The organism is Streptomyces sp. AM25, assembly GCF_058146165.1.
Map to the genome: position 1 here is coordinate 60,512 of NZ_JBKIWN010000015.1, position 23,298 is coordinate 83,809.

The following is a 23,298-nucleotide window of genomic DNA, read 5'->3' on the forward strand; positions in this document are numbered from 1 at the left end:
GGGGTGCACAGGCGGCCCGTGCGCGGCCGGGGTTCAGTCCTGCGGCACCTGGACGGCGGGCGCCGTCATCAGGACCGTGCGCCGCGGGTTGGCGGTGACCTGGGGCAGCTCAAGGGCGTGCTGCGGCCGGTCGGTCTCGGCGACGCCCAGCTCGGCGGCGTCCTTGAGGTGGGCCAGCGTGGTGCGGCGCGGGTTGGCGGTCTTCACTGACTTCACTGAGGGCCTCGCGTTGTCCTTCTCGCGGTTGTGTAAAGGACCAGGCTAGGCGCGTCCCTCCCCACCGAGTCGCCCGGCAAGTCCCGGGTTTCCTGTGAGTTTGCTCACGAGGAAGCCGGGAAATGCCGCATAACGGGCGCTCACTTCATGGCCGCGAAACGGACATTGGGGGGCTGAATCAGACGTTCCGCTCCCGATCATGGCGACTGGGGCAGTCCCCTGCGACCAGCACCGGACTGACGACTCATCGCCAAAAGTCCGAATTGGGCAAACCGATATTCGACAGCGAGTGACGACCCTGGATACACCGCGTAGTGGCCTGTGCAACCCGGACCACCGGCCTTGTTGGGAGATCGGGCACTGTGCTGGAATTCCGGGGACCGCCAGGGGGGCACCGCGGTCCCCCCACGACTCGACACCGTCCCTCCGCCTGCGGCGGGACGCCTGGTCCAGAGGTTGCGACGCTAGTGCAGGGACGTTTCAAGAGGGATGGCAGCGCTGCGGCGGAGCCGGAGCCGCGCGGTGCGACCGACCGCGGCACTCCGCCCGACGCGCCGAACGCGACGCCGGACGGCGCCGAGGCCGCCGAGCAGCCGCAGGCCAAGGAGCCGAGCGGGACGGGCTCACGAATAGCCCTGCGCAACTGGCGCATCAGTACCCGACTGGTCTCGCTGCTCGCCCTCCCGGTCGTCGCCGCGACGACCCTGGGCGCCCTGCGTATCGACAGTTCGCTGCAGAAGGTCGACCAGCTCGACCACATGAAGCTCCTGACGGAGATGACCGGCAAGGCGACCCAGCTCGCCGACGCGCTCCAGCAGGAGCGCGACCAGTCCGCGGGCCCGATCATCTCCAACAACGCCAAGGACGACAAGGTTCTGGCCTCCCGCCAGAAGGCCGACCGGGCCATCGACGCGTTCCGCCAGACCACCGCGAAGGTCAAGCCGAACGACCCCACGATGGTCGGCGTGACGACCACCCTGGTCGACATCTCCAAGCAGCTGGACAAGATCAAGGAAATCCGGCAGAGCGCCTACCTCGACAAGGACTTCCTCTCCCAGACCGTCAACAACTACGACGGCCTGATCAACTCGCTGCTGACGCTGTCCCAGGACATGGCCCAGGCCACCAGCGACAGCGACATGATCACCGCGACCCGCGCGCTGGCCACGTTCTCCTCCGCCAAGGAGTACGCGTCCATCCAGCGGGCCGTGATCAGTGCCGCCCTGGCCCGCCCCGGCGGCGCCGCCCTCTCGGCCAACGACCGCCAGTACGGCAAGTCCGCGCTGGACGCCGAGGACGAGGCGATGCGCCGCTTCACGGCCATCGACGCCAACGACTCGGCCTCCCTGCTCAAGGCGCTCAACGGCGGCATCCCGGACATCACCTCGGCGAACACCTTCGCCGAGCGCGTCCTGGGCAAGACCGACGGCCTGAAGAGCGAGCCCAAGAGCTACCTGGACTGGTACGACCAGGACAGCGTGAAGCTCGAGGAAATGGCCAAGATCGAGACCACGCTCCTCACGGAGATGGACCAGAAGGCCGCCGACCTGAAGGACGAGGCCAACCAGGAGGCCATCCTCAACGGTGCGCTGATCATCCTCGTCCTCGGCATCTCCCTCGTCGGCGCCTTCGTCGTGGCCCGCTCCATGGTGCGCTCGCTGCGCCGGCTGCAGGACACCGCGACCCGGGTCGCCCAGGACCGTCTGCCGGAGCTCGTCAAGCAGCTGTCCGAGACCGACCCGCAGGACGTCGACACGTCCGTGGAGTCCGTCGGCGTGCACAGCCGCGACGAGATCGGCAAGGTGGCCGCGGCGTTCGACCACGTGCACCAGGAAGCGGTCCGGCTCGCCGCCGAGCAGGCCCTCCTCCGGGGCAACGTCAACGCGATGTTCACCAACCTCTCCCGCCGCAGCCAGGGCCTCATCCAGCGTCAGCTCTCGCTCATCTCCGAGCTCGAGAGCCGCGAGGCGGACCCGGACCAGCTGTCCTCGCTCTTCAAGCTCGACCACCTCGCGACCCGTATGCGCCGTAACGGCGAGAACCTCCTCGTCCTCGCGGGTGAGGAGCCCGGCCGCCGGTGGACCCGGCCCGTGCCGCTCGTCGACGTGCTGCGTGCCGCCGCGTCCGAGGTGGAGCAGTACGAGCGCATCGAACTCAGCGGCGTGCCGCCGACCGAGGTCGCCGGCCGCGTCGTCAACGACCTCGTGCACCTGCTCGCCGAGCTGCTCGAGAACGCGACCTCGTTCTCGTCCCCGCAGACCAAGGTCAAGGTCACCGGTCACGCCCTGCCGGACGGGCGCGTGCTCGTCGAGATCCACGACACCGGCATCGGCCTGTCGCCCGAGGACCTCGCGTCCATCAACGAGCGGCTCGCCAGCCCGCCGACCGTGGACGTCTCCGTCTCGCGGCGCATGGGCCTGTTCGTGGTCGGCCGCCTGTCCCTGCGACACGGCATCCGCATCCAGCTGCGCCCGTCCGACTCGGGCGGCACCACCGCGCTCGTCATGCTGCCGGTCGACGTGGCCCAGGGCCACAAGAAGCCGGCGCCGGGCGGGCAGGGCGGCCCCGGCGGCAAGGGTGCCCCGGCCGGTCTGGCCGGCGGCCCCGGCCAGCGGCGCGAGATGCCGGGCAGCGGTCCGCGCCCGGCGCTGGGCGGCGGCCGCGGTACGACTCCGGGTGGCCTGCCCACCCGTGGCGGTGCCGGCCTCGGCCCGAGCGGCGGTGCCGCGACGGGCAGCCTCTTCGACACCGCACCGCGCGGCGGTGCGGGCCGCAAGGGCGGCGCCGTGCCGCCTCCGGCGGGGGCGGGTGCGGCCGGTCAGGTTCCGCAGCTTCCGGCCCGGGGCCAGGCCCCGAGCTGGGGCGACGGCGGCGCTCCCGGTGCCGGGCAGCCGTCCGGCGGCCGCAAGGCCCCCGTGGACGACTGGCCGGTGTCCTCGGGCGACGCTCCGCGCGGTGCTCGGGAGACCCCGCGCGGCCACGAGGACGCCGAGCGCACGGGGCAGTTCGCCCAGCCGGCTCCGGGCGGCGCCACGCTGTCCGGCGGCCCGGGCGACACGGCCCAGTTCGCGCCCATCACGGACGACACCCCCGACCCGGCCGGCACGTCCGGCGGCACGGGGCAGTTCGCCCTCCCCGGCGGCCCGGGCGACACCGGCCAGTTCACGATGCCCGGCAGCCCGTCCGACACCGGCCAGAACCGCCTCCCCGGCGGCACCGGTCAGTTCGCGATGCCCGGCAACCCGTCCGACACCGGACAGAACCCGTTCCCCGCACCGGGCAACCCCTCGGACACGGGCCAGAATCGCCTGCCCGGCGGCACCGGCCAGTTCGCCCTCCCCGGCGACCCGTCCGACACCGGGCAGAACCAGCTGCCGGGCTCCACGGGCCAGTTCGCAATGCCGGGCACCCCGTCGGACACCGGACAGACCCGGCTGCCCGACGGCACCGGTCAGTTCGCGATGCCGGGCAACGCGTCGGACACCGGACAGAACCACCTCCCCGACGGCACCGGTCAGTTCGCGATGCCGGGCAACGCGTCGGACACCGGACAGAACCACCTCCCCGGCGGCACCGGCCAGTTCGCGATGCCGGGCAGCCCGTCCGACACCGGACAGAACCACCTCCCCGGCGGCACCGGCCAGTTCGCGATGCCCGGCGACCCGTCGGACACCGGACAGAACCCGTTCCCCGCACCGGGCAACCCCTCGGACACCGGACAGAACCAGCTGCCCGGCGACACCGGGCAGTTCGCGATGCCGCACTCCGGCGAGCACCCGGACAGCACGACCGGCCAGTTCACCCAGCCCGGCACCGCCGGGGATCCGCTGGGAAGCAACACCGGTCGGACTCACGTGCCGGGTGGCACGGGTCAGTTCGCGGTGCCGGCCGGGTCCGGCGACACCGGGCGGAACGAGCGCGCCCCGCTCTTCGAGGAGCTGGAGTCGCACTGGTTCCGCGGTGCAGCGGGCGAGCAGCAGTCCGGCGACGGCGAGCAGCCGCGCCGGGCGGCGGCGCCCGCCCCCGCGCCGTCCGCGAACGACGAGCGCTGGCGCCGTGCCGAGCAGGTCCGCGAGCCCGCAGCCGGAGGCATCACGTCCTCGGGTCTGCCGCGCCGCGTGCCGCGGGCAAATCTTGTCGACGGGACGGCCGAGCAGGCACAGTCCCTCCCGACCGGTCCGGCAGTCTCGCGTGCGCCCGACGACGTGCGCGGCCGGCTGACCAATCTCCGCCGGGGCATCCAGCAGGGACGTCAGGCCGGAAACGGCTCGACCACCGGCAGTCACAATGTTGGCCCCACTTACCAGCAGGAGCGTTAGTTGAGTCCGATGAGCCAGGCGGCACAGAATCTGAACTGGTTGATCACCAACTTCGTGGACAACACCCCGGGGGTGTCCCACACGGTGGTCGTCTCCGCCGACGGCCTCCTGCTGGCGATGTCCGAGGGCTTCCCACGGGACCGCGCCGACCAACTGGCCGCGGTCGCCTCGGGACTGACCTCGCTCACGGCCGGTGCGTCCCGGATCTTCGAGGGAGGCGCGGTCAACCAGACCGTGGTGGAGATGGAGCGCGGCTTCCTCTTCATCATGTCGGTCTCGGACGGTTCGTCCCTGGCCGTCCTGGCGCACCCGGAGTGCGACATCGGCCTCGTGGGCTACGAGATGGCCCTCCTGGTCGACCGCGCGGGCAACGTCCTGACCCCGGAACTCCGCTCCGAGCTCCAGGGCAGCCTGCTCAACTGACCGCGCACGCCGCATAAACCGTCCGACCGTACGGCCGAAAACCCCCCACCGGCCACCTGCTCGGCGGCATTATTGCCTTCCTGCTGTCCCGTCCGGAGGATTCATGACCCCGCCCGCCTCGCCCGGCCCGTACGGCGCCAATGATTACGCGTCGTACGGGAGTGAGGGTGACCAGCCGCTCGTCCGCCCCTACGCCATGACGGGGGGTCGCACCCGGCCGCGCTACCAGCTCGCCATCGAGGCACTGGTGAGCTCCACGGCCGACCCGGCCCACCTGGGAGGGCTGCTTCCCGAGCACCAGCGGATCTGCCACCTGTGCCGGGAGGTCAAGTCGGTGGCGGAGGTCTCCGCGCTGCTGAACATGCCCCTGGGCGTGGCGCGGATCCTGGTGGCGGACCTGGCGGAGGCCGGCATGGTGACGATCCACCAGCCGGGCGGCAGCGCGGAGTCCGGCGGGACGCCGGATGTGACACTGCTCGAAAGGGTGCTCAGTGGACTTCGGAAGCTCTAGCGGAGGCGTCGGCCGCTCCACCACGTCGGCGAAGATCGTGGTGGCGGGCGGCTTCGGCGTCGGCAAGACCACGTTCGTCGGCGCGGTCTCGGAGATCAGTCCGCTGCGCACCGAGGCCGTGATGACGTCCGCCTCGGCCGGGATCGACGATCTGAGCCACGTCCAGGACAAGACCACGACGACCGTGGCGATGGATTTCGGCCGCATCACGCTGGACGACGATCTCATCCTGTACCTGTTCGGCACCCCGGGCCAGGACCGCTTCTGGTTCATGTGGGACGACCTGGTGCGCGGCGCGATCGGTGCGGTGGTGCTGGTGGACACCCGCCGCCTGGCGGACTGTTTCCCGGCCGTCGACTACTTCGAGAACAGCGGGCTCCCGTTCGTCATCGCCCTCAACGGCTTCGACGGACACCAGCCCTACGCTCCGGAGGAAGTCCGCGAGGCGCTCCAGATCGGTCCGGACACCCCGATCATCACGACGGACGCCCGGCACCGGAACGAGGCCAAGAGTGCGCTGATCACCCTGGTCGAGCACGCCCTGATGGCCCGGCTGAAATAGACCGGCGAGCGGTTGTGGGATACACCACGGTCCCGCGGGTGGTTGCCTAGGGCTTCATAACGGTTTCGACAGTGAATTGACCGGACGCGGCCACTCGCCGCGTCCGGTCGATCGCTTTCTGCGCACGATTGCCCGGCCATTTGGCGCCGCTCGCTCTTAATGCCCGTTTTATGTCCGGCACATCGCGGTCTTTACGGGCTCTGTCCGTTGTTTGGAATGCACCTGCCCGGCGTGCTGGAATTCCGGGACCGATCCGTCAGGGACCGGTACGTGAACAGACGGCACAGCACAGGTGCAGACGCCGAGAGGTTGTTGGTCGAGTGAGGCGTAGAAAGTCGGGCGCCGCGCAGGAGACGCGATCCGAGCGGGGCAACTTCACCCCGCCGTCGCGCGATGCGGCGCCGCCTTCCGACGTTCCCGAAGCCCCCGCGCCCGACCAGGGCCGCGGCGGCAGGTTCTCCCCGCGCAACTGGCGGGTGCCGGTCCGGCTGAACGCGATCCTGCTGATCCCGGTGATCGTCGCCCTGATCTTCGGCGGGCTCGACGTGTCGAACTCCGTCAACACCTGGTTCGACGCCAAGGACGCCGCCAACACCGCCCGCGTCGTGCGGGCCGCGGACACCTACGCGCACTTCCTCATCGACGAGCGCGACCTGACCGCCAAGCCGCTGCTCGAGGGCCGCAGCGAGGACCCGGTCATCAAGAAGGCCCGGGACGCCACGGACTCCGCCCGCGCGGACTTCGACAAGGCCGTCGAGAACATGCCGGCGACCGAGAACCTCAAGCGCCGCCTCAAGCTCGTCCGCGACACCGAGGCGACACTGCCCAAGCTGCGCAAGGCCGCCTACACCTCCGCCCTGCCCGGGGCGCAGACCGAGGACGGCTACGGCGCCATCCAGCGTCCGCTCATGGCCTTCACCAACGAGCTGGGCGTCGGCCTGACCGCCGGCAACGTCTCCTCCTACGGCCGTACCCTCTACGCCATTTCACTGGCCAAGGCCGCCGTGTCGCTGCAGCGTTCCATCGGCACCCACCTGCTGATCGACTCGGGCAGCGCGACCAACCGGCAGCTCCTGCTGACCTCCTTCTCCTCCTACAACTTCATGGAGTACATCGCCTACGGCGAGTACGAGGCCGGCGGCACCCCGTCGGACGTCAGGAAGCTCCAGCAGGCCTTCGCCGCCGACGCGGCGGTCGCCGACGCCACCAAGATGGGCACCGCCATCAGCTCCGGCGCCACCAACGCCCAGCTGAAGGCCAAGGGCATCACGGCGAACACCTGGCTGCCCGCCGCCACCGCGAAGTTCGGCGCCTACCGCTCCGTCGAGGCGGACATGGCCAACAAGGCCGTGGACGAGGCCCAGCAGACCTCCTCGGACGCGCAGACGTACGCGATCGTCACCTCCTCGGTCCTGGTGCTCGTGCTCCTCGGCGCCTTCGTGATCGCCGGCCGCATGGCCCGCTCGATGAGCCGCAGCATGCGCCGGCTGCGCGGCGCGGCCTTCGAGGTCGCCGAGCAGCGGCTGCCCGCGCTCGTCGACCAGCTCTCGCGGACCGACCCGGGCCAGGTGGACACCCGCGTCCAGCCGATCCCGATCACCACCAAGGACGAGATCGGCGAGGTCGCCCGCGCCTTCGACCAGGTGCACCGCGAGGCCGTCCGGCTCGCCGCCGAACAGGCCCTGCTGCGGGGCAACGTCAACGCGATCTTCACCAACCTCTCGCGCCGCAACCAGAGTCTGATCGAGGGCCAGCTGACCCTGATCACCGATCTGGAGAACAACGAGGCCGACCCGGACCAGTTGGAGAACCTCTTCCGCCTGGACCACCTGGCCACGCGTATGCGGCGCAACGGCGAGAACCTCCTCATCCTCGCGGGCGAGGAGCCCGGCCGGCACTGGGACCAGCCCATCCCGCTGGTGGACGTGCTGCGCGCGGCCACCTCCGAGGTGGAGGCCTACGAGCGCATCGAGCTGGCCGGCGTGCCGGAGGCCGAGATCCACGGCCTCGCCGTCACCGACCTCGTGCACCTGCTGGCCGAGCTGCTGGAGAACGCCACCACGTTCTCCTCGCCGCACACGAAGGTCCGCGTCACCGCGACCCGGCTGCCGGACGGCCGCATCATGGTCGAGATCCACGACAAGGGCATCGGGCTCACCCCCGAGGACTTCGCAGACATCAACCACAAGCTGGCCAACCCGCCGACCGTCGACGTCGCCATCGCCCAGCGCATGGGCCTGTTCGTGGTCGGCCGACTGGCCGCCCGGCACGGCATCCGCGTCCAGCTGCGCCCCTCGGGCGAGCAGGCGGGCACCACGTCGCTGGTCATGCTGCCGGACGCGATCACGCACGGTGGCGGCGGCGAGGCACAGGCCGACGACGACTTCACGGTCTCCCGGATCGTGCCCGAGCAGCAGCAGGCCCCCGACATGGGCGGGATGCGCACGGCCGCCGAACTCGGCTTCGACGACTCGCAGTACGACCCCCGGCCCGACGCCGGCGCCGGCCCGCTGGACTCCGTCGGCCGCTCGCTGCGCCGCGAGGAGCGGCGTGCCGCGATGGCCGACAACCGCCCGCTGTTCCGCGACGAGATACCCGCGGTGCAGCAGGAGCCCGTACCGCCGCAGGACGAGTACTTCCCGCCGCAGCCGCAGGCGCCGGTGGAGCAGCAGTTCCCGCAGACCTATGCGGAAGGCGCCTACGCGGAGCCGGCGGCCGAGATGCCGCAGGCCTACGACGCCCTCAACACCCCCGGGTACCAAGGGGAGTGGAGCGAGGCAGGTCCGTACCAGCATGGCTACGGCCAGGGTTACGGAGCGGAATCGGAATCCCGGCCGACCGCTGACACGGCACAGCCGGAGCGCGTAGAGTTCGACCGTCCGGGCCCCGCCTCGAGCGGCTCCCACTCGCTGACCGGGTCCGGTCTGCCGCGCCGCGACCGGCAGTGGCAGCAGCCCGCGACGGGTGAGGAGGCCACGGCTGACCGCGCACAGCCGGAGCAGTCCCGGCAGGAGGCCGCACAGCAGCCTCAGGAGGTGGACGGCTGGCAGTCGGCGAACGACGAGCGCTGGCAGCGCGCCGAGCAGCTCCGGCAGCCGAAGGCCGGCGGCGTGACCTCCTCCGGTCTCCCCCGCCGGGTGCCCAAGGCCAACCTGGTCGAGGGCAAGGCGGCCCAGACCGCCCAGAACGGCCCCCAGATCTCCCGCGCGCCGGAGGACGTCCGCGGCAGGCTCGCCAACCTGCGCCGCGGCATCCAGCAGGGGCGCAGTGCGGGCACGGACTCCGCGGAGTCCCCGTCGCCCTCGCACCAGCAGCATGAGCAACACGACCAGGGCTTCGGCCCCGGCGGCACCTACGATCAGGAGCGTTAGTGTGAGCCCGATGAGCCAGGCGGCGCAGAACCTGAACTGGTTGATCACCAGTTTCGTGGACAACACCCCAGGGGTGTCCCACACCGTCGTGGTCTCCGCCGACGGACTCCTTCTGGCGATGTCCGAAGGGTTTCCGCGGGACCGCGCCGACCAGCTGGCGGCTGTCGCCTCCGGCCTCACCTCGCTGACCGCGGGTGCCTCCCGGATCTTCGAGGGAGGCGCGGTCAACCAGACCGTGGTGGAGATGGAGCGCGGCTTCCTCTTCATCATGTCGGTCTCGGACGGTTCCTCGCTGGCCGTCCTGGCGCACCCGGAGTGCGACATCGGCCTCGTGGGCTACGAGATGGCCCTCCTGGTCGACCGCGCGGGCAACGTCCTGACGCCGGAACTCCGCTCCGAACTGCAGGGGAGCCTTCTCAACTAGCAAAGAGGCAGTGCGTTTCGCGCCACCGCGCCATAAGGTGCGGTGGCGCGACCAGCAGCAGACAGGCAAGTTGGAGGAGGAGACGTGGCAACGCCCCCAGGCGGTTACCCGTATGGACATGACCAGCAGGCCCAACCCCCGCTGAACCGCTACAACTTCCCCTCCGCGCCGAGCCACCGCGCACAGGGGGAGCAGCCGCATCCCCCGCGTGTGCCGGTCCAGCCCCAGAACCACCGGCGCACCGCCGCGCCGTCCTCCTCCGGCGGCAAGCACAACCCGCTGGTCCGTCCCTATGCGATGACCGGCGGCCGGACCAGGCCGCGGTACCAGCTCGCCATCGAGGCGCTGGTGCACACCACGGCCCAGCCGGCCCAGCTCCACGGGCAGTTGCCGGAACACCAGCGCATCTGCCACCTGTGCCACGAGATCAAGTCGGTTGCCGAGATCTCCGCACTTCTCTCCATCCCGCTCGGCGTCGCCCGGATCCTCGTAGCCGACCTGGCGGAGGCCGGACTCGTCGCCATTCATCAGCCCGGCGGCGACGCGTCCGCCGGCGGACAGCCTGACGTGACACTGCTCGAAAGGGTGCTCAGTGGACTTCGGAACCTCTAGCGGCGAGGCAGCCCGCTCCACCACCTCCGCAAAGATCGTGGTCGCGGGTGGCTTCGGTGTGGGCAAGACCACGTTCGTCGGCGCGGTCTCGGAGATCAACCCGCTGCGCACCGAGGCCGTGATGACCTCCGCCTCGGCGGGCATCGACGACCTCACCCACGCGCCGGACAAGACCACGACGACCGTGGCCATGGACTTCGGCCGCATCACGCTCGACCAGGATCTGATCCTGTACCTGTTCGGCACCCCGGGCCAGGACCGCTTCTGGTTCATGTGGGACGACCTGGTGCGCGGCGCGATCGGTGCCGTGGTGCTGGTGGACACCCGCCGTCTCGCCGACTGCTTCCCGGCCGTCGACTACTTCGAGAACAGCGGGCTCCCCTTCGTCATCGCCCTCAACGGCTTCGACGGACACCAGCCCTACACCCCGGACGAGGTCCGCGAAGCGCTCCAGATCGGCCCCGACGCGCCGATCATCATTACCGATGCGCGGCATCGGAACGAGGCGAAGAGTGCGCTCATTACGCTCGTTGAGCATGCGTTGATGGCGCGGTTGCGGTAGGTCTTCGACTGCCGGTCGGCTTTTGGTTGCTCGCGCCCACGCGGCGGAGCCGCATATCAGACACAGCCCCGCGCCCCTTACGGGGCGCGCGGCAAGGCCCCGCACTCCTCGGGAGTGCGGGGCCTTGCCGTTGCTGCTGTCAGCCCTGCCAGCTGTGCGGGGCGCGGAAGCCCGAGCTGCGCTCCAGGCGGCGCCAGGCCGCGGTGGAGCGGCGCGGGCGGACGGGGGCGCTGTCCTGGGTGGCGGCGGCGCGGGCGAGCAGGACGGCGGTGACGGCCGCCAGTTCCTCGGCGTCCGCGGTGCCCTTCTCGACGCGTACGAGCGTGTCACTCATGGTGGGTGCCGGCTTTCGTTTACTGGGGCGGGTTGCCGTGCTTGCGCGAGGGCAGGTCCGCGTGCTTGGTGGCGAGCATGGCCAGGGAACGGATGAGCACCTGCCGGGTCTCGACCGGGTCGATGACGTCGTCGACCAGGCCGCGCTCGGCGGCGTAGTACGGGTGCATCAGCTCGGCCTTGTACTCCTTGACCATGCGGGCACGCATGGCCTCCGGGTCGTCGGCCTCGGCGATCTGCTTGCGGAAGACCACGTTGGCCGCGCCCTCCGCGCCCATGACCGCGATCTCGTTCGTCGGCCAGGCGTAGGTGAGGTCCGCGCCGATCGACTGGGAGTCCATGACGATGTACGCACCCCCGTAGGCCTTCCGCAGGATCACCGAGATCCGGGGCACGGTCGCGTTGCAGTACGCGTACAGCAGCTTTGCTCCGTGCCTGATGATCCCACCGTGCTCCTGGTCGACGCCGGGCAGGAAGCCGGGTACGTCCAAAAGGGTGACGATGGGGATGTTGAAGGCATCACACATCTGGACGAACCGAGCGGCCTTCTCCGAGGCCTCGATGTCCAGCACGCCGGCCAGCGACTGGGGCTGGTTGGCGATGATGCCCACGACCTGGCCGTCCAGCCGGGTCAGCGCGCAGATGATGTTGGTCGCCCAGCGCTCGTGGACCTCGAGGTACTCGCCGTCGTCGACGATCTCCTCGATGACCTTGCGCATGTCGTACGGACGGTTGCCGTCGGCGGGCACCAGGTCCAGCAGGGCCTCGCCGGTGCGGTCGGCGGGGTCCGTGGAGTCCACGCGGGGCGGGTTCTCGCGGTTGTTCTGCGGGAGCAGCGAGAGGAGGTAGCGCACCTCCTCCAGGCAGGTCTCCTCGTCGTCGTAGGCGAAGTGGGCCACGCCGGAGGTCTCGGCGTGCACGTCGGCACCGCCCAGGCCGTTCTGGGTGATCTCCTCGCCCGTCACCGCGCGGACCACGTCGGGGCCGGTGATGAACATCTGGGAGGTCTCGCGGACCATGAAGACGAAGTCCGTGAGCGCCGGGGAGTAGGCGGCGCCGCCCGCGCAGGGGCCGAGCATCACGCTTATCTGCGGGATGACGCCGGAGGCCTTGGTGTTGCGCTGGAAGATCCCGCCGTACCCGGCGAGGGCGGAGACGCCCTCCTGGATGCGGGCCCCGGCGCCGTCGTTCAGCGAGACCAGAGGGGCACCGGCCGCGATGGCCATGTCCATGATCTTGTGGATCTTGGTCGCGTGGGCCTCGCCCAGCGCGCCGCCGAAGATCCGGAAGTCGTGTGCGTAGACGAAGACCGTGCGGCCGTGGACCGTGCCCCAGCCGGTGATCACGCCATCCGTGTAGGGGCGCTTGGCCTCCAGCCCGAAGCCCGTCGCCCGGTGCCGCCGCAGCGGCTCCACCTCGGAGAAAGAGCCCTCGTCCAGCAGAAGATCAATGCGCTCGCGAGCGGTCAGCTTCCCCTTGGCCTTCTGTGCCTGGGTAGCCCGCTCGCTCGGACCTCGCCGAACCTGCTCGCGGATGGCGTGCAGCTCGGCGACGCGCCCACGGACGTCACTCGCCTCTTCGGGCGCACCTTCGAGATTGCTCATGGATAGACGGTACGTGGCGAGGCCCCCGGAACATCATGTCGATTCCTCACAACGTAGTGCGCGATTTGGTGGGCAGGCATAACAGAACTGCACTGCGCCCTTATCAGTTCCTGGTCGGGCTCCACTCGAACCACGCTGTGGGTACTCCACAATTGCTGCTCGAACCGAAGGGTGTTGTGCACCGTCTGACCAGGGTGAGTATTCAACCGGTTAGGGAATTCCCCCGACTTTCCCCCGGCAACCGTGCGTGACACATGCGACACCGACGGTGATGCGCAGGCGCAACGCGGCTCCTGTCCCGATCACCCGAATCGACGGGTCGCATCGGGTGACGTTCGTCACAGGGCGGTGCCAGGTGAGGTCGACGGTGCCGCCCGTGCGCAGCGGGTCGGCGAGATGGAGGGACACCGTCCCCTCCTCCCGGCGGACGCGGACGAGCACGGAGGCGGGGGCCGAGACCTCGACGGGGCCGATGCGGCCCGGGGCGCGGAAGGTGGCCGCGGTCAGCCCCTGCCGGGGGAGGTGGACGGCCTGGACGGCGGGGGTGTTGGCGAGGACGACGAGCCGGTCGGGGTCCGCGGCCCGGGCGGCGAGGCCGGCGGGCGTGGCGCCGGGCAGCAGCGCGTAGGCGTAGGCGGCGCCCTCGGGGTCCGTGCCGTGGGGGTGCCACAGGGTCAGGTAGCGCCGGGACACCGGGGCCGTCGAGCCGCCCGTGTTGATGTCCGACCAGCGCCCGGTGCGCGTCTCGTACAGGGCCTCCAGCCGGGCGCCGCCGGGGAAGAGCCAGCCGCCGTGGCCGGCGAGGTGGGCCCAGCGGGCGTCGTCGAAGCAGAGCGTCCGGCCGTCGGTGCGGGGCTGCCGCTCGCCGTCCACGGTGAGGACGGCGGTGCCGTGCTCGCCGAGATTGCGGTGGTCGACGACCGTCTCGACGGCCGCGCCGTCCTCTGCGGTGATGCCCGCGCCGAGGCAGACGACGGCGTCGTCCGTGCAGAACCAGGACTTGTGCGCCTCCAGCGAGGAGCCGAGCCCCTTGAGGTGCTGCCCGACGGCCGCGTACTCCCCGTCCGTGGCCCCGCCCACCCAGCGCACGTCCGGCTTCGGCGCACCCCAGCCGCCACCCTCGTTGTCGGCGAGGCGCAGCGCGGAGACGGTGGTGCCGGGGAGCCGGTAGGGGTCGGCGGTGGGCCAGAAGTGGTCGGTGTACTGGGCGCCGTTGCCGGGTCCCCACCAGGTGAGCATCCCGGAGCCGGTGTGCCAGCCGCGGGGGTTCTCGCCGTTGCCGTTCTCGTAGTAGGTGATGCGGTCCGAGCACATGGCGATCACGGCGGCCCAGCCCGGGCGGCGGTGGACGGCACGGTCCATGGCGGCGAAGAGGCGGTGGCCCGCGGGCTCGGGCGCGGGCGGGACGGGGGCGGCGTCGACGGCGGCGAGCCGGGCCAGCTCGGCGACCCCGAACTGCGGGTCCGTGCGCACCGGGAGGGTGGTGTCGCGCGCGATCCACCCCTTGACCATCCCCTGCCAGCGGGTCCGCTCCTCCGGCGAGGCGGCCTCGCAGAGCAGCGCGACGGCGGCGATGATCGCGTGGCCGCGCTGGTGATCGCTCTGCAGCGGCCCGGCGGGGTCGGCGCTCTGCAGGCCGCGGCTGACGGCCCGGCCGGAGACGCTGTCGGTCACCAGGCCGTCGTGGATCAGGGGCGCGAAGGCGTGCTCGACGCTGTCGAGGACGTTCTGCCGGGCGGGGTCGGTGATCTCCCAGTCGGATCCCTGCAGCAGGGCGAGGAGCCGGGCGAGTCCGTCGAGCAGCACGCAGCCGTAGGTGCCGGTGTAGGCGACCCAGGTGTGCTGGACGAACGAGCCGTCGGCGTAGAAGCCGTCGCCCTGCGTGACGTGGGGGAAGACGGGCGAGAGGGCGTCGCGCGCGAGCGCCGTCCGGGCCGGGGAGACGCCGAGGATGCCGCGCAGGGCGACGACCCGGCAGAGGTCGACGCGGTTGGCGCCGGTGCTGGTGCCGGTGTACGAGCCGAGGACCTCGTCGGGCACGAAGTGGCCGACGGCGTCGAGGAGTCCGGCCCGCCGGGCGGCACCGGCCTCGTCGTACAGCAGGGTCAGGGTGTCCAGCAGCAGCCGGGGGGTGCCGATCTGCCACTCCCACCAGTTGCCGTAGGGGGTGGTGCCGGGGCGGTAGACGCGGTCGTGGACGTGGTCGAGCCCGGCGAGGACGGCGGCGGCCAGGCCGGGGTCGCCGGTGAGCCCGGTGCCGGGCTGGGCCCAGGCCTGGGCCATGGTGAACAGCCGGGCGTGGCTGAGGGTGATGCCGGCGGGCGGGTCGAAGGGCGCGTCGGGCCAGAGCGAGCCGGGGGCGGGGTGCATGCCCGCCCGGTGGGTGCGGGCGAGGTCGCCGGTGCGGCGCAGGACGGAGGCGTAGGGCTCGGCGGCCGGGTCGAATCCGGTGCCGAGCGTCGTCTCCCGCCAGCGGCGCCGCAGCCGGGCGAACGCGTCGTCGGCGGCGGGCGCGAGCCCGAGGGCGCCGACGGCGGAGGCGGCGAGGAGGAAGCCTCGGCGGGTCCAGGGAGCTGCGGGCACAGGGATCCCTCCCGGTGACGGCGGAGCCGGAGGGACACGGTGGCACGGCGGTGACGGGGCCGCAATGGCCCTGCCGGACCCCCCTCGCATTCCCCGCACGCAGAACTGTTGAAAGTTGAACCAGATCGCGCTACCGTCGTGATTGTTGTTGAAGCTTCAACGACATCGGACCCCTCGCCAAGGAGCCAGTCATGGGCATCTTCTCCCGCAGGAACAGCACCGCCCCCGCCGCCACCGCCGTCCTGGACGTCGACCCGGCCCTCGCCGCACTGACCGGCGACTACAGCATCGACGCGAGCCACAGCAGCATCGGCTTCACCGTGCGCCACGCCATGGTCACCAACGTCCGCGGCTCCTTCACCGAGCACGAGGGCACCCTGCGCCTCGACGGCTCGGACCCGTCCCGGTCCACCGCCTCGCTCGACGTGACCATCGCCAGCGTGGACACCGGCATCAAGGACCGCGACGCCCACCTGCGCGGCGAGGACTTCTTCGACGCCGGGCGCTTCCCGAAGATGACCTTCCGCTCGACCCAGGCCGAGCAGCTCGGCGGCGACCGCTACCGCATCACCGGCGACCTCACCATCAAGGACGTCACCCGCCCGCTCGCCATCGACCTGGAGTTCAACGGCTCCGCCACCGACGTCTACGGCATGGAGCGCGTCGGCTTCGAGGGCAGCGCCGAGATCCTGCGCTCCGACTGGGGCCTGACGTGGAACGCGGCGCTGGAGACGGGTGGGGTGATGGTGAGCGACAAGGTGAAGCTCACGTTTGACATTTCCGCAGTCAAGGCGTGAACGCTCGGTGCGTCACTGCGGGTTCATTGTGGCTTGTCGCGCCCACGCGGCGGAGCCGCTGGGGGCACCTCCTGGGGGCACCCCCAGCGGTAGCTGGGGGAGGTAGCTGGGGGAGGAACGGCCCCGCGCCCCTTACGGGGCGCGATCAGGGGCGCGTCAGCGACCCAGGCGCCCCAGCCTGTCCATGATCTCCGCCCCCCGGTCCACCGTCGTGCTCAGCGCTACATGGTTGTCCGGCCTCACGAGTACCAGGCCGTCGCCCTCGACGGCGTAGGCCCTGCGGGCGTGTTCCCCCTCGATGCGGCACGTGCGCACCAGCCCCGGGAACCGCTCCCCCGCCTCCGTCAGTGCGGCCTCGCTGCCGGCGCCGAAGCCGAGCAGGGTGAAGTGCGGTCCCGCGAAGACCTCGAAGAGGCGGACGGCCCTGCCGCTCGCTGCGTCCCGGCAGGGTGCGTCCGGCGCCCGCTCCCCTGCCAGCGGGCCGCCCCAGGCGAGCGAGCTCCACGGGTAGCCCACGCTCAGCGTGGTGACGTCGGCGGTGACCCCCGCCTCGGTGCCCACGCCCGCCTCCTTGATGCCCTCACGCACCCGGCGCAGGCCCTCGCTCGTGACGTTCAGCGTCCACGCGGCGACGGGCAGCCGCTCCTCCTCGTAGCTGTCCAACAGCCCTTCCCCTGCCTGCCCGTTGACGGTCAGCGCGAGCTTCCAGCCGAGGTTGAACGCGTCCTGGATGCCGGTGTTCATGCCGAGCCCGCCCGCGATGGAGTGGACGTGCGCGGCGTCCCCGGCGAGGAAGACCCGGCCGACGCGGAAGCGGTCGGCCATGCGGACGTTGATGCGGTAGGTGGAGACCCAGGTGGGGTCGGCAAGCTGCACCCCGGGGATCCGGGCGTGGCGGTCGAAGAGCCGCTGGAACATCTCCAGCGTCGGCTCCATCGCCTCGCCCTGCGCGTTCCGTTCGGGCATGCCCTGGAGCTGCCAGTGGTCGGTGCCGGGGAACGGGCAGAGCATCAGGCCGCCGTCCTCCTCGAACCACTGGTGCCAGTACCCGCGGTCGAGGCCGTCGGCGCGCACGTCGCCGATGATCATGCATTCCTCGGCCTCGGTCTCCCCCTCGAAGGCCACCCCGAGCGCCTTGCGCACGAAGCTGCGGCCCCCGTCGCAGCCGACGAGCCGGCCGGCCACGATGCGCCGCCCGTCGGCCAGCGTGGCCGTGACCCCGTCGGCGTCCTGCGTGAACTCCGTGACCTCGCAGCCGAGTTCGACCTGGACGCCGAGCTCGGCGAGGCGGTCGCGCAGGATGCCCTCGATCCGCCACTGCGGGACCAGCAGCGAACTGGCGTAGGGGACGTCGGGGGTGGCGGTCCGGTCCCCGAAGGCGACGTGGTCGGCGACAGGGACGCCGTCGCGGTACTTGCGGAGCACCGTGTGCTCCGCACCCGCGGCGGTCACCCGCCCACCGATGCCGAGGTCGTCGAAGATCTCGCGACTGCGGTGATTGAGGCCCTTGCCGCGCGAACCCGGGTGGTGTGCGGGCGACTTGTCGAGGATGCGTACGGACACCCCGGCGCGGGCGAGGGTGCAGGCGAGCGTCAGCCCGGTGGGGCCGGCGCCCACGATCAGCACGTCGGTGGCGGTCATGAAGGTTCCCTCCCTGGATTCGATAGGCCCATTACAAGCCCGCCGGGAGAGAAAATGCAACCGAGTAACAAAAGTTTCCAGGTAATGGTTTCCCTGCTACGGTGGACGCGTGAGCGAGCAGCAGGAGCAGACCGGACTGCGGGAACGCAAGAAGCAGCGCACGCGGCAGGTCCTGTCCGACGTGGCCATCGCGCTCTTCCTGGAGCACGGCTTCGACAAGGTGTCGGTCGCGGACGTCGCGGCGGCGGCCGAGGTGTCCAAGCCCACGCTGTTCCGCTACTTCCCCGCCAAGGAGGACCTGGTCCTGCACCGCATCGCCGACCACCAGGGCGAGGCGGCGCGCGTCGTGCGCGGCCGGGAGGCGGGCCAGTCGCCCCTCGCGGCCCTGCGCGCGCACTTCCACGAACGGCTGGACGCCCACGACCCGGTGACGGGATTCAGCGACCACCCGGCCGTGCGGGCGCTCCACGGTCTGATCTACGGCACGCCCAGCCTGGTGGCCCGCACGCTGAGTTTCACCGCCCGGGACGAGAAGGAACTGGCCGACGCCTTGCGGGAGACCGGCGGCGGCGACGAGCTGACGGCGTGGCTGGCGGCCGCGCAGATCGTCACCGTCCACCACCGTCTTTCCCTCGCCAACTGGCGCACCATGGCCTCCGGCGGTACCCCGGCCGAGGCGCTGGCCCGCGCCCATGCCGACGCCGAGCGTGCCTTCGATCTGCTCGGCGCCGGTCTGGGGGACTACTACGGGTAGGGCAACTGCGGGCCGCCTGTGGCTTGTCGCGCCCATGCGGCGGAGCCGCAATTCGGAACAGCCCCGCGCCCCTTACGGGGCGCGATACCGCACCGCTTATTCCTGCGGTTCGACCCCCGCCCTGCGCAAGCCGTACGCGTAGGCGTCGTCCAACGCCTGCCAGGACGCGGCGATGACGTTCTCCGCCACGCCGACCGTGGACCATTCGCCGTGCTCGTCGCTGGTCGAGACCAGGACGCGGGTGATCGAGCCGGTGCCCCGTGAGCCCTCCACGATGCGGACCTTGTAGTCGGTCAGCTTCAGCGAGGCGAGCTGCGGATAGATGCGCTCCAGCGCGCTGCGCAACGCGCGGTCGAGGGCGTTGACCGGGCCGTTCCCCTCCGCGGTGGCGACGATGCGCTCGCCCTTGGCCCACAGCTTCACGGTCGCCTCGTTGGCGTGCGTCCCGTCGGGGCGGTCCTCGACGATGGCCCGCCAGGACTCCACTCGGTAGTAGCGCCGGGTGCGCCCCTCCACCTCGGCGCGCAGCAGGAGTTCGAAAGAGGCGTCGGCGGCTTCGTACGTATAGCCCGCCGACTCCCGCTCCTTGACGCGCTGCACCACGCGGCCGATCAGCTCGCGGTCGTCCCCCAGGTCGATGCCGAGCTCCTTGCCCTTGAGCTCGATGGAGGCGCGGCCGGCCATGTCGGAGACGAGCATCCGCATGGTGTTGCCGACCCGTTCGGGATCGATGTGCTGGTACAGGTCCGGGTCGACCTTGATCGCGGACGCGTGCAGCCCGGCCTTGTGCGCGAACGCCGAGAGCCCCACGTACGGCTGATGCGTGGAGGGCGTGAGGTTGACGACCTCGGCGATGGCGTGCGAGATGCGGGTCATCTCGGCCAGCTTGCCCGGGGGCAGGACGCGGCGGTCGTGCTTGAGCTCCAGGGCCGCGACGACGGGGAAGAGGTTGGCGTTGCCGACGCGCTCGCCGTAGCCGTTGGCGGTGCACTGCACGTGCGTGGCGCCGGCGTCCACGGCGGCGAGGGTGTTGGCGACGGCGCAGCCCGTGTCGTCCTGGGCGTGGATGCCCAGCCGGGCGCCGGTGGCCTCGCGCACGGCGCGGACGACTTCGCCGATGCGGGCGGGCAGGCAGCCGCCGTTGGTGTCGCAGAGGACGACCACGTCCGCGCCCGCCTCGTATGCGGTGCGCACGACATCGGTGGCGTGGCCGGGGTTGGCGCGGTAACCGTCGAAGAAGTGCTCGCAGTCGACGAACACCCGGCGGCCGCGCGAGCGCAGGTACGCGACCGTGTCGCGGACCATCGCGAGGTTCTCCTCCAGCGTGGTGCGCAGGGCCAGTTCGACGTGCCGGTCGTGGGACTTGGCGACGAGGGTGACGACCGGGGCGCCGGACTCCAGCAGGGCGGCGACCTGCGGGTCGTCCTCGGCCCGCACGCCCGCCTTGCGGGTGGCGCCGAAGGCGACCAGCTGCGCGTGCCGGAAGTCGATCTCCTTCCGCGCCCGTTGGAAGAACTCGGTGTCCCGGGGGTTGGCGCCGGGCCAGCCGCCCTCGATGAAGCCGACGCCGAAGTCGTCCAGGTGCCGGGCGATGGTCAGCTTGTCGGCGACGGTGAGGTTGATGCCCTCGCGCTGGGCTCCGTCGCGCAGCGTGGTGTCGAAGACGTGGAAGCCGTCGTCGGGCCGAAGGCTTTCGTCGGGGCCGTCGGTTGCGTCCGTCATTGCTGCTCTGACTCCTGTCGGGATCTCGGTCTGACCGGATTGACCCGTTCCGCCGTTCCCCCATGATCCCGCTCGCTCCGCCCCCGGTGCAGGTGGTCCGGGAAACGAAAAGACCTCTCGCGGGTGCGAGAGGTCTGCGCGCGGGTCTGGGACGACGGTGTCCGCGTCGTACGGGTTCGTACGAGGCGGTCACTGCGGACCGGCGCGCCTGCTGCCCGTAATCGTGGCAAACGAGAACACGAGGGGCATCGTCGCACGGTTCGCCGCCGCCGTGGCGAGCGGTCTCACGATGTGGGCACCCCGGTGGTCTTGAGGTCGATGTCGCGGGTCTCGCGCATGCTCAGGTAGACGACGAGCGAGACGGCCGCGCACCCGGCCACGTACCAGAAGAAGCCGGACTCGATGCCGCCGTTCTTGAACCACAGCGCCACGTACTCCGCCGTCCCGCCGAACAGGGCGTTGGCGATGGCATAGGGCAGGGCGACGCCCAGCGACCGGACGCCGGTGGGGAACAGCTCCGCCTTCACACAGGCGTTGATCGAGGTGTAGCCGGTGACGATGACGAGCGCGAGCAGGGAGAGGCCCAGGGCCGGCCAGAACGAGCCCGCGTGCTTGAGCATCGTCATGATCGGCACGGTGAGGAACGTCGAGCCCACGGCGAAGGTGATCAGCAGCGGACGGCGGCCGATCCGGTCCGAGAGCGCACCCGCGAGCGGCTGGATGCAGGCGAAGACGATCAGGGCGCAGAAGCTCACCAGGGTCGCCGTCTGCTTCGACAGACCGGCGCTGTTGGAGAGGTACTTGGTGAGGTAGGTGGTGTACGTGTAGTACGCCACCGTGCCGCCCATGGTGAGGGCGACGACCAGCAGCGCCTCGCGCTTGTGGCGCAGCAGCGCTCTGATCGTCCCGCGGTCGTCGTCCGCGGCGGTGCTCTCCTCGTACGCCTCCGTCTCCAGCATGCTGCGCCGCAGGTAGAAGATGACGGCCGCGCCGAGCGCGCCGACGACGAACGGGATCCGCCAGCCCCAGCTGTGCAGTTGGGCACCGGTGAGGGTGTGCTGCAGCAGGATCAGCAGCCCGAGGCCGGCGATCTGGCCGGCGGTCATGGAGACGTACTGGAAGCTGGAGGCGAAACCGCGGCGCCCCGGGGCGGACGCCTCGGTGAGATAGGTGGCGCTGGCGGCGTACTCGCCGCCGACGGACAGCCCCTGCAGGAGCCGGGCCACGAGGAGCACGGCGACGCCGCCGTACCCGGCGACGGCGTAGGTCGGGGCCAGGGCTATGAGCACGGCGGAGGCCGACATGAGGGTGACGGTGAGCGTCAACGCGGCCTTGCGGCCGCGCCGGTCACCGACGCGGCCGAGCAGCCAGCCCCCGACGGGGCGCATGAAGAAGCCGACGGCGAAGATGCCGGCGGTGTTCATGAGCTTGGCGGTGTCGTTGCCGGCCGGGAAGAAGGCGCCGGCGAAGTAGGTGGCGAAACTGGCGTACACGAACCAGTCGAACCACTCGACCATGTTCCCGGCCGAGCCGATCCAGATCTTCTTCCAGTGCCCTGCCGACGTTCGCCCTGCTGACACATGCCCCGTTGACGTTTCCATGAGGGGAAACGGTGGCCGAGCGAAGGGTTTCGGACAAGGGTCCGGCCGCAACGATCATGCGTACTTGCGTGCGTTGTGGTCACGGACCCCGAAGTCCCCTATCCCAGCGGGTGCATCCACCCGTGGACGTCCTCGACGGCACCGGTCTGGATGTCCAGCAGCGCCTTGCGCAGCTTCATCGTCACCTCGCCCGGCTCCCCGTCCCCGACGGTCCAGTCCGCGCGCGTCGACTTCACCGAACCCACCGGCGTGATGACGGCGGCGGTGCCGCACGCGAAGACCTCGGTCAGCGAGCCGTCCGCGTTGCCGTTCTTCCAGTCGTCCACCGAGATGCGGCCCTCGGCGACCTCGTAGCCCAGGTCCTCGGCGATGCGCAGCAGCGACTTGCGGGTGATGCCGGGGAGCAGCGAGCCCGTCAGTTCGGGGGTGACAATCCGCTGTGTTCCATCCTTCTGGCCGTACACGAAGTACAGGTTCATGCCGCCCATCTCCTCGATCCAGCGACGCTCCAGCGCGTCCAGCCAGACCACCTGGTCGCAACCGTTCTGCGCCGCCTGGGCCTGGGCGACGAGCGACGCGGCGTAGTTGCCGCCGGCCTTGGCGGCGCCCGTGCCGCCGGGGCAGGCGCGCACGTACTCCTCCGAGAGCCAGACCGAGACCGGCTTCACGCCGCCCGCGAAGTAGGCGCCGGCCGGCGAGGCGATGACGACGAAGAGGTACTCGTTGGCCGGGCGGACGCCCAGCCCGACCTCCGTGGCGATCATGAAGGGACGCAGGTACAGCGAGGCCTCGCCCGAGCTCGGCACCCATGCCTTGTCCTGCTTGACGAGGGCGTCGCAGGCCTCGACGAAGATCTCGACCGGCAGCTCGGGCATGGCCATGCGGCGCGCGGAGTCCTGGAAGCGCCGGGCGTTCTCGTCCGGGCGGAACGTGGCGACCGAACCGTCGGGCTGGCGGTACGCCTTGAGGCCCTCGAAGATCGTCTGCGCGTAGTGCAGGGTCATGTTCGCCGGGTCGATCGACAGCGGCGCGTACGGGACGAGCTGTCCGTCGTGCCAGCCCCGGCCCTCGGTCCACTTGACGGTGACCATGTGGTCGGTGAAGTGGCGGCCGAAGCCGGGGTTGGCCAGGATCTGCTCGCGCTCCGGGGCGGACAGCGGGTGCGAGGAGGGCTTGAGCTCGATCGAGGGCGTCGTCGTCATGAGTGCGTGTCCTTCACCTTGATGCGTGTCGGACCGCGCTGCGGCCCCACGTTCGATTATC

At 71.0% G+C, this 23,298-nt stretch carries 18 protein-coding genes; 10 read left to right on the top strand and 8 right to left on the bottom strand.

Annotation, left to right across the window (positions count from 1 at the left end):
* Nucleotides 1-33 precede the first annotated feature (33 nt).
* On the bottom strand, nucleotides 34-207 hold the full coding sequence (locus ACLHRZ_RS20915; protein ID WP_490420015.1) for a hypothetical protein: 174 nt from the start codon (nucleotides 205-207) through the stop codon (nucleotides 34-36).
* A 476-nt stretch (nucleotides 208-683) separates the two neighbouring features.
* On the opposite strand from ACLHRZ_RS20915, the gene ACLHRZ_RS20920 reads away from it, so the two are divergent.
* The 8 genes from ACLHRZ_RS20920 (at nucleotide 684) to ACLHRZ_RS20955 (ending at nucleotide 11,000) form a co-directional block, all read left to right on the top strand.
* Nucleotides 684-4,535, top strand: coding sequence for a nitrate- and nitrite sensing domain-containing protein (locus ACLHRZ_RS20920; RefSeq protein ID WP_490420016.1), 3,852 nt, complete (start codon nucleotides 684-686; stop codon nucleotides 4,533-4,535).
* Nucleotides 4,536-4,544: 9 nt separating this feature from the next.
* On the top strand, nucleotides 4,545-4,958 hold the full coding sequence (locus tag ACLHRZ_RS20925) for a roadblock/LC7 domain-containing protein (RefSeq protein ID WP_336416327.1): 414 nt from the start codon (nucleotides 4,545-4,547) through the stop codon (nucleotides 4,956-4,958).
* A 103-nt stretch (nucleotides 4,959-5,061) separates the two neighbouring features.
* Complete coding sequence (locus ACLHRZ_RS20930) at nucleotides 5,062-5,469, top strand: DUF742 domain-containing protein (protein WP_490420017.1); 408 nt, start codon at nucleotides 5,062-5,064, stop codon at nucleotides 5,467-5,469.
* Nucleotides 5,450-6,031 carry a GTP-binding protein gene (locus tag ACLHRZ_RS20935; RefSeq protein ID WP_171087800.1) on the top strand — a complete coding sequence of 194 codons (582 nt, stop codon included), beginning with the start codon at nucleotides 5,450-5,452 and terminating at the stop codon, nucleotides 6,029-6,031. Before ACLHRZ_RS20930 ends, ACLHRZ_RS20935 begins: the two co-directional genes overlap by 20 nt.
* 320 nt (nucleotides 6,032-6,351) lie before the next feature.
* A complete protein-coding gene (locus ACLHRZ_RS20940) occupies nucleotides 6,352-9,402 on the top strand; it encodes a sensor histidine kinase (RefSeq protein ID WP_490420018.1) in 3,051 nt (1,016 codons plus the stop codon).
* Nucleotides 9,403-9,412: 10 nt separating this feature from the next.
* The gene (locus tag ACLHRZ_RS20945; protein ID WP_078848005.1) at nucleotides 9,413-9,826 is read left to right on the top strand and encodes a roadblock/LC7 domain-containing protein; all 414 of its coding nucleotides are present in this window, start codon (nucleotides 9,413-9,415) and stop codon (nucleotides 9,824-9,826) included.
* Between the two features lie 84 nt (nucleotides 9,827-9,910).
* Nucleotides 9,911-10,438, top strand: coding sequence for a DUF742 domain-containing protein (locus ACLHRZ_RS20950; RefSeq protein WP_490420019.1), 528 nt, complete (start codon nucleotides 9,911-9,913; stop codon nucleotides 10,436-10,438).
* On the top strand, nucleotides 10,419-11,000 hold the full coding sequence (locus ACLHRZ_RS20955) for a GTP-binding protein (RefSeq protein ID WP_171087808.1): 582 nt from the start codon (nucleotides 10,419-10,421) through the stop codon (nucleotides 10,998-11,000). The genes ACLHRZ_RS20950 and ACLHRZ_RS20955 overlap by 20 nt, the downstream gene beginning before the upstream one ends.
* A gap of 139 nt (nucleotides 11,001-11,139) precedes the next feature.
* Here ACLHRZ_RS20955 and ACLHRZ_RS20960 read toward each other — a convergent pair whose 3' ends face one another.
* The 3 genes from ACLHRZ_RS20960 to ACLHRZ_RS20970 all read right to left on the bottom strand — a co-directional run bounded on the left by ACLHRZ_RS20960 (nucleotide 11,140) and on the right by ACLHRZ_RS20970 (nucleotide 15,520).
* Nucleotides 11,140-11,334 (bottom strand): acyl-CoA carboxylase subunit epsilon, encoded by a 195-nt coding sequence (locus ACLHRZ_RS20960; RefSeq protein WP_490420020.1) that lies wholly within the window; start codon nucleotides 11,332-11,334, stop codon nucleotides 11,140-11,142.
* 19 nt (nucleotides 11,335-11,353) lie between these two features.
* Entirely contained in the window at nucleotides 11,354-12,937 is a 1,584-nt protein-coding gene (locus ACLHRZ_RS20965; protein ID WP_390776690.1) for an acyl-CoA carboxylase subunit beta, read from the bottom strand.
* A gap of 210 nt (nucleotides 12,938-13,147) precedes the next feature.
* On the bottom strand, nucleotides 13,148-15,520 hold the full coding sequence (locus ACLHRZ_RS20970) for a polysaccharide lyase 8 family protein (protein WP_490420021.1): 2,373 nt from the start codon (nucleotides 15,518-15,520) through the stop codon (nucleotides 13,148-13,150).
* Between the two features lie 191 nt (nucleotides 15,521-15,711).
* On the opposite strand from ACLHRZ_RS20970, the gene ACLHRZ_RS20975 reads away from it, so the two are divergent.
* Nucleotides 15,712-16,317: a YceI family protein gene (locus ACLHRZ_RS20975; protein ID WP_490420022.1), complete on the top strand. Its 606-nt coding sequence runs from the start codon at nucleotides 15,712-15,714 to the stop codon at nucleotides 16,315-16,317.
* Nucleotides 16,318-16,473: 156 nt separating this feature from the next.
* Here ACLHRZ_RS20975 and ACLHRZ_RS20980 read toward each other — a convergent pair whose 3' ends face one another.
* Nucleotides 16,474-17,958, bottom strand: coding sequence for an FAD-dependent monooxygenase (locus tag ACLHRZ_RS20980; RefSeq protein ID WP_490420023.1), 1,485 nt, complete (start codon nucleotides 17,956-17,958; stop codon nucleotides 16,474-16,476).
* A gap of 109 nt (nucleotides 17,959-18,067) precedes the next feature.
* Between ACLHRZ_RS20980 and ACLHRZ_RS20985 the strand changes: the two genes are divergently transcribed.
* Complete coding sequence (locus ACLHRZ_RS20985) at nucleotides 18,068-18,712, top strand: TetR/AcrR family transcriptional regulator (RefSeq protein ID WP_490420024.1); 645 nt, start codon at nucleotides 18,068-18,070, stop codon at nucleotides 18,710-18,712.
* A 96-nt stretch (nucleotides 18,713-18,808) separates the two neighbouring features.
* Here the strand turns inward: ACLHRZ_RS20985 and cimA are convergent, their stop codons facing one another.
* The 3 genes from cimA to ACLHRZ_RS21000 form a co-directional block, all read right to left on the bottom strand.
* Nucleotides 18,809-20,434 (bottom strand): citramalate synthase, encoded by a 1,626-nt coding sequence (gene cimA, locus ACLHRZ_RS20990; protein WP_490420025.1) that lies wholly within the window; start codon nucleotides 20,432-20,434, stop codon nucleotides 18,809-18,811.
* A gap of 284 nt (nucleotides 20,435-20,718) precedes the next feature.
* Nucleotides 20,719-22,035: an MFS transporter gene (locus tag ACLHRZ_RS20995; RefSeq protein ID WP_490420026.1), complete on the bottom strand. Its 1,317-nt coding sequence runs from the start codon at nucleotides 22,033-22,035 to the stop codon at nucleotides 20,719-20,721.
* A 98-nt stretch (nucleotides 22,036-22,133) separates the two neighbouring features.
* Complete coding sequence (locus ACLHRZ_RS21000) at nucleotides 22,134-23,237, bottom strand: branched-chain amino acid aminotransferase (RefSeq protein ID WP_490420027.1); 1,104 nt, start codon at nucleotides 23,235-23,237, stop codon at nucleotides 22,134-22,136.
* Nucleotides 23,238-23,298: the final 61 nt, after the last annotated feature.